This window comes from Streptomyces vilmorinianum (genome assembly GCF_005517195.1).
In the GTDB taxonomy this organism is placed as follows: domain Bacteria; phylum Actinomycetota; class Actinomycetes; order Streptomycetales; family Streptomycetaceae; genus Streptomyces; species Streptomyces vilmorinianum.
In genome coordinates, this window is the sequence record NZ_CP040244.1 from 5,584,976 (window position 1) to 5,596,242 (window position 11,267).

Annotated in this window: 8 protein-coding genes; 2 read left to right on the forward strand and 6 right to left on the reverse strand. The window is 69.9% G+C overall.

The window, feature by feature from the left end; translation table 11 throughout:
• Window positions 1–25: 25 nt before the first annotated feature.
• Entirely contained in the window at window positions 26–631 is a 606-nt protein-coding gene (locus tag FDM97_RS25890) for a YdbC family protein (protein WP_137992883.1), read from the reverse strand.
• Window positions 632–1,061: 430 nt separating this feature from the next.
• Here FDM97_RS25890 and FDM97_RS25900 point away from each other — a divergent pair, with 430 nt between their 5' ends.
• Window positions 1,062–1,592 (forward strand): TerD family protein, encoded by a 531-nt coding sequence (locus tag FDM97_RS25900; protein WP_137992884.1) that lies wholly within the window; start codon window positions 1,062–1,064, stop codon window positions 1,590–1,592.
• A 118-nt stretch (window positions 1,593–1,710) separates the two neighbouring features.
• Here the strand turns inward: FDM97_RS25900 and FDM97_RS25905 are convergent, their stop codons facing one another.
• Together FDM97_RS25905 and nrdR are read right to left on the reverse strand one after the other, a co-directional pair.
• Window positions 1,711–4,605, reverse strand: a complete 2,895-nt coding sequence (locus FDM97_RS25905) for a vitamin B12-dependent ribonucleotide reductase (RefSeq protein ID WP_137992885.1) — start codon at window positions 4,603–4,605, stop codon at window positions 1,711–1,713.
• A 159-nt stretch (window positions 4,606–4,764) separates the two neighbouring features.
• Window positions 4,765–5,277 (reverse strand): transcriptional regulator NrdR, encoded by a 513-nt coding sequence (nrdR, locus tag FDM97_RS25910; protein WP_137992886.1) that lies wholly within the window; start codon window positions 5,275–5,277, stop codon window positions 4,765–4,767.
• A gap of 479 nt (window positions 5,278–5,756) precedes the next feature.
• Here nrdR and lexA point away from each other — a divergent pair, with 479 nt between their 5' ends.
• Window positions 5,757–6,554 (forward strand): transcriptional repressor LexA, encoded by a 798-nt coding sequence (lexA, locus tag FDM97_RS25915; protein WP_137992887.1) that lies wholly within the window; start codon window positions 5,757–5,759, stop codon window positions 6,552–6,554.
• A 129-nt stretch (window positions 6,555–6,683) separates the two neighbouring features.
• Here lexA and FDM97_RS25920 read toward each other — a convergent pair whose 3' ends face one another.
• From FDM97_RS25920 to FDM97_RS25930, 3 genes are all read right to left on the reverse strand, one after another.
• Window positions 6,684–8,657: an ATP-dependent DNA helicase gene (locus FDM97_RS25920; protein ID WP_137992888.1), complete on the reverse strand. Its 1,974-nt coding sequence runs from the start codon at window positions 8,655–8,657 to the stop codon at window positions 6,684–6,686.
• Window positions 8,658–8,694: 37 nt separating this feature from the next.
• On the reverse strand, window positions 8,695–10,488 hold the full coding sequence (locus FDM97_RS25925; RefSeq protein WP_137992889.1) for an IucA/IucC family protein: 1,794 nt from the start codon (window positions 10,486–10,488) through the stop codon (window positions 8,695–8,697).
• A gap of 61 nt (window positions 10,489–10,549) precedes the next feature.
• Window positions 10,550–11,260, reverse strand: coding sequence for a GNAT family N-acetyltransferase (locus FDM97_RS25930; RefSeq protein WP_137992890.1), 711 nt, complete (start codon window positions 11,258–11,260; stop codon window positions 10,550–10,552).
• Between the last annotated feature and the right edge of the window lie 7 nt (window positions 11,261–11,267).

The window sequence follows — 11,267 nt, forward strand, 5'->3', positions numbered from 1 at the left end:
CGGGCGTAGGCGGCCGGTGAGGCGATCACACCGTCCAGGACGGCTCGAGCCGCACCACGTCCCCGGTCAGCGCCGCCACGTCGGCCTCCGTCTGGGCCCGCAGCCCGAGCCGTTCGATACGTTCCACCCGGTACTTGCCGTGCTCCGCGGCGGACCGCCACATCGACAGCACCACGAACTCGTTCCCCGGCGCCTCCCCGAACACCCCGCGCAGCATTCCGGGGGAGCCGGCCATCGCCGGATTCCACACCTTCTCCTGCATCAGCGCGAAGTGCTCGACCCTGTCCTCGTGGACACGACAGTGCGCCACCCGGGCCACGTCGGCGTCCGCGAACCTCGGCTCGAAGCCCGTCTTCACATCGAAGCGGTGGTCGAAGAGCTTGACCTGGCTGTCCTTGTACGTGCCCGTCTGCGCGGCCGCGAGCCGGTCGTGCGACCGCGCCATGAACGAGTCGTAGAACGCCCGGCTCTCCCAGAACGCGAAGACATGGGCGACGTCGGGCCGCGCCCGGCTCCATCCTCCGCCCTGTCCCCGGAATCCCGGCTCACCCAGCAGCCCCGCCCATTTCCGCTGTCCCCGCTCGAACCCCCGACGGTCCACCACGGTGCAGCGAATCCACTTGACCAGCACCGCGCCATCGTACGGGGCCGGACCGGGCCGCCGTCAGACTACGGCGGAGTGCACTCGCACGAGACCCGCCACCTCCTCGGTATCCAGTTCGATGCCGAAGACCTCGGACAGCACCGCAGTCAACTCCCGCGGGCCGACGGTACGTTCCTCGACCGTGACGACGAGCCTCGGACGGGACGGCCCCCACATGCGCCCGGTGCAATGCACTCAACGTACGGGCCGTGGGCCGGAGTTCCCCGTCGTACCCGATGCGCTCCAGATAGGCGTCCAGATCCGGTTCCGCGCCGCTCCACACGTGCTCCCCCTCGTGCCGGTGCGACCGGATCCCGTGATCGCACCGGGCGCGCATGACACCATGGACAACCTGTCCGCGACCACGGGCAGTTGACCGGGCCGGCGGTACGCGTCGTACGCAGAGAGGGGATTCACGGTGAGCGGACTCAACAAGGGGGTCGGCAAGGTCGAGGTGACGCTCAAGTGGGACCCGAGTCCGATCGGCGCCGCGGCGCACGACCTGGACATCATCGCCGCGGTCTACACGGCGGACGATCCCCACGGCACGCCGGCCTATCTGGTGCACTTCGGCAGCCGCTCCCCGGACGGCACGATCACGCTCAGCCGGGACAGCCGTACGGGCCAGGGCTTCGGCTACGACGAGGCGATGGTCCTGGAACTGGAGCGTCTCGCGCCGCGCTACGCGCGCGTGGTGGTGGGGGTGGCCATACAGCAGGGCGGCGGCAGGCTGACCTTCGGCGACATCGCGAACACCGGTGTCCGTATCCGCGAGGGCTACACGGAGCTGGCGGCGCACGACTTCAGCGACCTCGCCGACGCCACGGCGGCGACGATCGTGGAGTTCACCCGCCCCGGCACGGACGGCTGGTCCTTCGTGTCGATGCCTCGTGGCTTCGACACGGACCCGCAGACGTTCACGACCCTGATGGGCACCCGGCCCGCCTGATCCACGCCTGCACGCCTACACGCCCACGCCGGGACGACGGACCATACGCGAGTGGGGAGCCGGCATCCGCCGGCTCCCCACTACGACCAGGCGTTTCGCGCCTGGTGGGCACCTAGGTTCAGCTGCAGCCGCTGGTCGAGCCGCAGCCCTCGCAGATGTAGCAGGAACCCGCCCGCTGCATCTTCGTGCCGCAGGAGAAGCACAGCGGGGCGTCCGCGCTGATGCCCAGCTGCATCTCGACGAGCTCCGCCGAGGTGTGCGCCTGCTTCGGCGCCGGGCCCTCGGCCTCGGCGGCCTTGGCCGGGGTGGCGACGGCCTTCAGTTCCTGCGTACGGGGCGCGGACTGGGCCAGGCCCTCGACGTCCACCTCGTCCTCGGTGGGCTCGTAGGAGCCCGTCTCCAGGTGGCGCTGGCGCTCCTCGGCGGAGTGGATGCCGAGTGCGGAGCGGGTCTCGAAGGGCAGGAAGTCCAGCGCCAGGCGGCGGAAGATGTAGTCGACGATCGACTGTGCCATCCGCACGTCCGGGTCGTCCGTCATACCGGCCGGCTCGAAGCGCATGTTCGTGAACTTGGAGACGTACGTCTCCAGGGGCACGCCGTACTGCAGACCGACGGAGACGGCGATGGAGAAGGCGTCCATCATGCCGGCGAGCGTCGAACCCTGCTTGGACATCTTCAGGAAGACCTCGCCGAGACCGTCGTCCGGGTAGGAGTTGGCGGTCATGTACCCCTCGGCGCCACCGACCGTGAAGGAGGTGGTGATCCCCGGGCGGCCCTTCGGGAGGCGCTTGCGGACCGGGCGGTACTCGACGACCTTCTCGACGGCCTCGCGGATCGTCGCCTCGGACTTCGCGGTGACCTCGGCCTTCTCCTGCTCCTTCTTCTTGGCGGAGAGGGGCTGGCCGACCTTGCAGTTGTCGCGGTAGATGGCGAGCGCCTTGACGCCCATCTTCCAGGCCTCGAAGTAGACCTCCTCGACGTCCTCGACCGTGGCCGTCTCCGGCAGGTTCACGGTCTTGGACAGGGCGCCGGAGATCCACGGCTGGATGGCGGCCATCATGCGGACGTGGCCCATCGCGGAGATGGAGCGCTCGCCCATGGCGCAGTCGAAGACCTCGTAGTGCTCGGTCTTCAGACCGGGGGCGTCGATCACATTGCCGTGCTCGGCGATGTGGGCGACGATCGCCTCGATCTGCTCCTCCTGGTAGCCCAGGCGGCGCAGGGCCTGCGGGACGGTGCCGTTGACGATCTGCATCGAGCCGCCGCCGACCAGCTTCTTGAACTTGACCAGGGCGAGGTCGGGCTCGAGGCCGGTGGTGTCGCAGGACATCGCGAGACCGATGGTGCCGGTCGGGGCGATGACCGACGCCTGGGCGTTGCGGAAGCCGTTCTTGGCGCCGAGGCGGATCACGTCCTGCCAGGCCTCCGTGGCGGCGGCCCAGATCGGCGAGTCGAGGTCGTCCATGCGGACGGCCGCGGTGTTGGCGTCGGCGTGCTGCTTCATGACGCGCTGGTGCGGCTGGGCGTTGCGGGCGTAGCCGTCGTACGGACCGACGACCGCGGCGAGCTCGGCGGAGCGCTTGTACGAGGTGCCGGTCATCAGCGAGGTGATGGCGCCGGCCAGGGCGCGGCCGCCGTCGGAGTCGTACGCGTGACCCGTCGCCATGAGCAGGGCGCCGAGGTTGGCGTAGCCGATGCCCAGCTGGCGGTAGGCGCGGGTGTTCTCGCCGATCTTCTGGGTGGGGAAGTCGGCGAAGCAGATGGAGATGTCCATCGCGGTGATGACGAGCTCGACGACCTTGGCGAAGCGCTCGACGTCGAAGGACTGTTCGCCCTTGCCGTCGTCCTTGAGGAACTTCATCAGGTTCAGCGAGGCGAGGTTGCAGGACGTGTTGTCCAGGTGCATGTACTCGCTGCACGGGTTCGAGCCGTTGATGCGGCCGGACTCGGGGCAGGTGTGCCAGTGGTTGATCGTGTCGTCGTACTGGATGCCCGGGTCGGCACAGGCCCACGCGGCCTCGGCCATCTTGCGGAAGAGCGCCTTGGCGTCGACCTCCTCGATGACCTCGCCGGTCATGCGGGACGTGAGCCCGAACGTGCCGCCCGACTCGACCGCCTTCATGAAGGTGTCGTTCACGCGGACCGAGTTGTTGGCGTTCTGGTACTGGACGGACGTGATGTCGTCGCCGCCCAGGTCCATGTCGAAGCCCGCGTCACGCAGGGCGCGGATCTTCTCCTCCTCCTTGACCTTGGTCTCGATGAAGTCCTCGATGTCGGGGTGGTCGACGTCGAGGATGACCATCTTGGCCGCGCGGCGGGTGGCGCCACCGGACTTGATCGTTCCCGCGGAGGCGTCGGCGCCGCGCATGAAGGAGACCGGGCCGGAGGCGTTGCCGCCGGAGGAGAGCAGCTCCTTGGAGGAGCGGATACGGGAGAGGTTCAGGCCGGCGCCGGAGCCGCCCTTGAAGATCATGCCCTCTTCCTTGTACCAGTCGAGGATCGACTCCATGGAGTCGTCGACGGACAGGATGAAGCAGGCGGAGACCTGCTGCGGCTGCGGCGTGCCGACGTTGAACCAGACCGGCGAGTTGAAGCTGAAGATCTGGTGCAGGAGGGCGTAGGCCAGCTCGTGCTCGAAGATCTCGGCGTCGGCGGGAGAGGCGAAGTAGCCGTGCTCCTCCCCGGCCTTCGTATAGGTCTTCACGATCCGGTCGATGAGCTGCTTGAGACCGGTCTCGCGCTGCGGGGTGCCGACGGCCCCGCGGAAGTACTTGCTGGTGACGATGTTGACCGCGTTCACCGACCAGAAGTCGGGGAACTCGACGCCACGCTGCTCGAAGTTGACCGAGCCGTCGCGCCAGTTGGTCATGACGACGTCACGGCGCTCCCAGACCACCTCGTCGTACGGATGCACGCCGGGGGTGGTGTGGATGCGCTCGATACGCAGGCCCTTGCTCGCCTTGGCTCCCTTGGCGCGGGAACCTCGTGCCGGACCGCTCGCCGTCTCTGTCATGCCGCCTCCCATATACGGGCAAAACACCCTGAAGTGCCCAGATAGTCCCAGGGCACCGTCTTCTTGTCTGCTGCCGCGAGCACCGCCGATGGCGCTCGTGACACGTCTGTTCGGCCGCTCGCGGCCGGCCTCGGCCGGACCCCCGGTCCGGCCCGCCGGTCAGTCGGCGGCGGTGGCGGGAACGGGGACCTCGGGGGTCGCTCCGGTCCCGCATTCCTCTGCGGGAGGCCGCTGCTCGCGGAGTTCCGCGATGGCGGCCTCGAAGTCGTCGAGGCTGTCGAAAGCCTTGTAAACGGATGCGAAGCGCAGGTACGCGACGAGGTCGAGCTCCTGCAACGGGCCGAGGATGGCCAGCCCCACGTCGTGGGTGGTCAGCTCGGCGCTCCCGGTGGCGCGCACCGCCTCCTCGACCCGCTGGCCGAGCTTGGCGAGGGCGTCCTCGGTCACGGGCCGTCCCTGGCATGCCTTGCGCACGCCGGAGATGACCTTGGTACGACTGAAGGGTTCGGTCACACCGGACCGCTTGATCACCATCAGCGATGCGGTCTCCACCGTCGTGAAACGACGGGAGCAGTCGGGGCACTGGCGGCGGCGTCGGATCGACGTTCCGTCGTCGGTGGTGCGACTGTCGACGACACGGCTGTCGGGGTGCCTGCAGAAGGGGCAATGCATGGTTCCGACCCTCCCTCACGGCACGACTGAATAGCCTCGCCGAGCCCGTCAAGGCCCCTCGAAGCGACCACCAGCATAGGCGATGCACACACCCCCAGCAGACCGGGGACCACAACTTCTAGGTGGCTGATGCAATCCAACCACTAGATCTTGGGTTGAGGTGCTTTTCCGGCACTTCGCGCGTGTCGCACGTCCCGCGCTTTCAGGGCCGGCCACGAGGGTACGGGAAGCGCGCGGCTCCGCCGATTCGGGGCCCACGGATGCGACACTGGGAGGGCACCCCCGCCCCCGCGCGGTCCGATGGCGAACGGTACCGTAATGACCGAATTGCCACCGGCGCCCGGGCTCGCACATACACCCACTTGCGCACACGCGTAAGGCAATCTGCGATTTTTCACTCGAACGTGTGTTTGGCGCAACCTTTCGAAAGCCACTACCGTTGTGCCAGCCAGGGAGACCATTCGAGAGGGGCCGCCGACGTGACCACCACCGCAGACAGTGCCACCATCACTGCCCAGGACCGCTCCCAGGGCCGACTCGAGCCGGTGCATGCCATGCCCATGAATGACGCAGCCATGAACGGGGACGGGGAGCCAGGTCGACCTGCGCGCTCCCTGCCCGGACGACCTCCAGGCATCAGGGCCGACAGCTCCGGCCTCACGGACCGGCAGCGGAGGGTCATCGAGGTCATCCGGGACTCGGTCCAGCGGCGCGGTTACCCGCCGTCGATGCGGGAGATCGGCCAGGCGGTGGGCCTCTCGAGCACCTCCTCCGTCGCTCACCAGCTGATGGCACTGGAGCGCAAGGGCTTCCTGCGCCGGGACCCGCACCGGCCCCGTGCGTACGAGGTGCGCGGCTCCGACCAGCCCAGCACTCAGCCGACCGACACCACCGGCAAGCCCGCCGCCTCGTACGTGCCTCTCGTCGGCCGGATCGCCGCCGGTGGCCCGATCCTCGCCGAGGAGTCGGTCGAGGACGTCTTCCCGCTGCCTCGGCAGCTGGTGGGCGACGGCGAGCTCTTCGTCCTGAAGGTCGTGGGCGACTCGATGATCGAGGCCGCGATCTGCGACGGCGACTGGGTCACCGTGCGCCGCCAGCCGGTCGCGGAGAACGGTGACATCGTGGCGGCCATGCTCGACGGCGAGGCCACGGTGAAGCGCTTCAAGCGCGAGGACGGCCACGTCTGGCTGCTGCCGCACAACGCGGCGTACCAGCCGATCCCTGGTGACGAGGCCACCATCCTCGGCAAGGTCGTGGCGGTGCTGCGGCGGGTGTGACACCACTCGCCGGCTCTGACCGGGCCCCGGGACCCACTGCGCCGGTCCCGGGGCCCTGCTCTGTCCTCCCAGGCCCTCAACCCCCAGACCCCCGGGTCCCTGCCGTGTCGGCAGGGACCCGGTCTGCTTTCAGGCGCCGGCCGCCTTCGAAGCGGCATCGATCGCCGCCAGCGACTTGCGCACCTGATTGCGGTCCGTGGTGTACCAGAAGTCGGGCAGCGAAGCCTTCAGATAACTGCCGTACCGGGCCGTGGCCAGCCGCGGATCGAGTACGGCGACGACGCCACGGTCGCCGGTGGCCCGTACGAGGCGGCCCGCGCCCTGGGCCATCAGCAGGGCCGCGTGCGTGGCCGCGACGGCCATGAAGCCGTTGCCCCCCGCGTCCTCGACGGCCTTCTGGCGGGCGCTCATCAGCGGGTCGTCGGGGCGCGGGAAGGGGATCTTGTCCATCACGACCAGCTGACAGCTCGCGCCCGGGACGTCCACGCCCTGCCAGAGCGAGAGTGTGCCGAAGAGACAGGTCTGCGGATCGGCGGTGAAGTTCTTGATCAGCTCGCCGAGCGTGTCCTCGCCCTGGAGCAGGATCGGGAACTCGGGGATGCGGGAGCGCAGCTCCTCGGCCGCGAGCTGAGCGGCCCGCATCGAGGAGAACAGCCCGAGCGTGCGGCCGCCCGCCGCCTGCATCAGCTCGGTGAGCTCATCGAGCATGTCGGCGCGGTCGCCGTCCCGCGCGGGGCGGGCCAGGTGCTTGGCGACATAGAGAATGCCCTGCTTGGGGTAGTCGAACGGCGAGCCGACGTCGATGCCCTTCCACACCGGGATGTCCTCGCCCTGGGTGCCCTCGGGGGCCAGACCCAACGAGGCGCCGACTCCGTTGAAGTCACCGCCGAGCTTCAGGGTGGCCGAGGTGAGCACCACGGACCGGTCCGCGAAGAGCTTCTCGCGCAGCAGCCCGGAGACCGAGAGCGGCGCCACCCTCAGCGAGGCGCCGAAGCGGTCGTGGCGTTCGTACCAGACGACGTCGTACTCGGAGCCCTGGCAGATCCGCTCGGCGACGCCGTGAACGGTCTCCACGGAGGCCATGGCCTGCTTGCGGACGGCATCCTCGTCCTGGACGGACTTGTCCCGGGTGGAGCCGAGCGCCGAGATGACCGCGCGAGCCGCGTCGCGCAGCGCCGTCAGGGCGTAGCCCAGATCCTCAGGGATCTCCTCGAGGCGCCCCGGGAGGGCGAGCTCCATCACCCGCTCGAAGCCTTCGGCGGCCGTCTGGAGCTGGTCGGCGATCTTCTCGTCGACGAGCTTTGCCGACCGGCGGACGGCGCGGTTGACCTGGCCGGGTGTGAGCTCGCCGGTGGCGACCCCGGTGACCCGGGAGACCAGCTCATGGGCCTCGTCGACGATCAGCACTTCGTGCTGGGGCAGCACGGGGGCGCCCTCGATCGCGTCGATGGCCAGCAGGGCGTGGTTGGTGACGACGACCTCGGCGAGCTTGGCGCGCTCGCGGGCCGCCTCGGCGAAGCACTCCGCCCCGTACGCGCACTTGCTCGCCCCCAGGCACTCCCGGGAGGAGACGGACACCTGTGCCCAGGCCCGGTCGGAGACGCCCGGGGTCAGGTCGTCCCGGTCGCCCGTCTCGGTCTCGTCGGACCAGTCCCGGAGCCTCAGCAGGTCCTGCCCCAGCTTGCTCGTGGGGGCCGCTGCCTCGAAGGGGTCGAAGAGGCCATCCTCCTCGTCCTGCGGAACGCCCTCGTGGAGGCGGTGGAGGCAGAGATAGTTCGACCGCCCCTTGAGCATGGCGAACTCCGGGCGCCGGCGCAGCTGCGGATGCAGGGCCTCGACCGTCCGCGGGAGATCACGCTCGACCAGCTGTCGCTGGAGCGCCAGGGTGGCCGTGGCCACCACCACGCGCTCACCGTGCGCCAGCGCCGGCACCAGATAGCCGAGGGACTTTCCGGTGCCGGTGCCGGCCTGGACGAGGAGGTGGGAGCTGTCGTCGATGGCCTCGGCAACTGCCTCGGCCATGGTGACCTGGCCGGGCCGCTCCACACCGCCGACGGCGGAGACGGCGGCGTGGAGGAGGTCGGGGAGGGATGGCTTCGTCATAGCGCGTCCACCCTACGGCGCGGCACTGACAGTCGGGTCACGCGAGCGGATTCGGGACCGTTCCGTGGACGGCGGCGTGCGGCCGCTCGGGGCGGTCGCGGTAGCCGTCCAGATGCAGACGGTTGCGGTTGAGACAGAGCCGCTCGATCCGGGGAGTGAGGAGATCGAAGAGCTCGAACCGTTCCTTCAGCTCGGAGAAGCGCGCCTGGTGCCGCAGGATCTCGGCACGGACGAGGGACCAGAAGTCTCCCTCGGGCACGCCGAGTTGTTCCTCGCAGAGCGGAGCCAGGTAGCGGAAGACGCCGACGAAGAGCCCTGAATGGATGAACTGGGTGAGGAAGTCGGGCTCCTCCGTGAGCAGGACGGCCCGGACGTCGTCCGGCATCGCGTCGTGCTCGGGCAGGGGACGGGCGCTGATGTTCACGTCGTCGACGAAGTCCTTGATCGCCAGGCGTACCGGGACGTCCTGGTCGTCGTAGACGACGATGGCGTTCTCGCCGTGCGGGGAGAACACGGTGCCGTACTGGTAGAGGAAGTGCAGGAGCGGGGGCAGCAGGGCGGCGAAGAGGCGCTGGAGCCAGAGGGCGGGGGCGAGTCCGGAGCGTTCGACGAGCTCGGCGACGAAGGCGCGGCCGTGCGGATCCGTGTGGAGCAGGGAGGCGAGGGTGCGGGCCCGTTCGCCGGGCGGGAGCCTGAGCGGTTCGCGCCAGATCGCGCCGAGGAGTTCCTTGTACTGGTACGGGACCTCGGGCAGCCGGTCGTAGAGGGGGTGCTCGACGGTGACGGAGGCGACCTCGCCGAGCAGGATCACTCCGCACTCGTCGCGCAGGAAGGGGTCGGCGTCGCGCAGTCCGTGGACCCAGGAGGTGACGGCGGGTGCGGCGAGGGTCCGTTCCGTGGGGAGTCCGCGCCAGACGAGTGTGTTGAGCACGGACAGCGGAAGCTTCACGGTGTGCCGGTCGGGCCGGCTCGTGTTGAGAAACGTACGGATGGACTGCTGCGGCACGCGTACATCGCCGTCGGCGGGCAGCGGGACGATGGCTCCGGCGGCGACGGCCGGGGCGTAGAGCGGGAGGATGATCTCGTCCCACTGCCAGGGGTGGACGGGCAGGAGGAGATACGTCTCCGGGTCGAGGCCGCGGGCTCGCAGCGTGGCCCGGAAGGTCGCGAGGACGTCGGCGTCGAGCTCGCGTGCGTAGAGCCGGTCCGGGGTGTCGAGGCCGGGGACTCCGCGGTAGGCGGCGAGGTCGGTGCTGACCGCGATCCAGGGGAGGCGGGCGGGGCGGCGGGCCTCGGGGGCCCAGCGGGCGGCGTCCGTCGCGGAGAAGCCGATCCGGCCCTTGTTGAGGACGAGCCAGGGGTGGCCGGTCTGGTGGCCCTCGAGTTCGGCGTATCCGAGGTCGGCGAGCCGGTCCGCGGTCAGGGCCGTCCGGTCGAGGCGGGCATCCGCGGCGAGGGTCGTGGTGAGTTCGCGGATGAGATGGCCGAGGGTGGCGCCGTCGAGGCGGAGGAGACGGCGGGCGCGGACGAGGAAGTCGAGGGGGTCGGTGAGCGGCTGCCCGTCGCAGGCGAGCGAGTCGGCTGCGACGCGCCAGCTTCCGTACGCGCCGCGGCGGGCCGTGAACGTCAGGGCGGAGCCGTCGTCGAGGCGCAGCAGATGGCGGTCGGGGTCGCCCGAGGCGTCGACGGGAGCGGGCTCGACGATCTCCTCGTACGCGAACTCGCCGATGGTCTTGGCGAGCAGCCGGGTGGCTGCCCGGGACCAGGCCGCGGGGGTCAGCTCGGGGGGTGAGAGAAGTGCGGAGTCATGGGTGGCAGGGGACGACGGCACGGGGACTCCTCGGGGTGGGAACCGCTGTGGGTCGGGCGGTGTATGTAAGGCAGGGAGGCGTTCACAGGACGTGACGGAGCACGCGGTCGCGGACCATGAGGGCGGCTCGTTTGTCGGGGAGGTCGACTTCCGCGGAGAAGCGGAAGCCGGCGCTCAGGAAGGCCGAGACGGAGGGGGTGTTGCGCATGTCGGGTTCGGCGATGACACGGGCGCATCGGGGCCGGTGGTCGAGTACGAGATCGGCGACGGCGCGCAGGAGCGTGCTGCCGAGACCCCGGCCCCTGTCGGCGATGCTGCCGAGGAGGAGATGGATACCGGTGTCGTGAGGGCGCGCCGGGTAGTGCCGGGCGAGCGGATCGAGATCGGCCCGGTAGATCTCGAAGTAGCTCATCGGGGTGGAGTCGAGGACACCGAGGCACGGCACGCTGCGGCCGTCTCCGTCGAGCTGGGCGCGGATGTGGTCGGCCGTCACGGTCTCCGGGCCGGCCAGCTCCCAGAACGCGGCCACGGCGGGGTCGTTCATCCAGCGCGTGACGAGCTCCAGGTCCCGCTCGATTCTTACGGGCACGAGGCGGAACAAGCCGACCGGCGTGGTCGCCGTGCCCCACGAGGCGACCGCGTCGAGGAGGTCGCCGTCGCTGGTCGCCGTGCTCACGCCGGTGGAGAACAGGGCGATGAGTTCGTCCGAGAGGTGCAGGTCCAGGGTGTCCTCGGCGCCCGTGTCGGACGGGGGTCGAGGGCCGGTGCCGGTGCTCGCGTCGGTGGGAGGCACGGGGGGC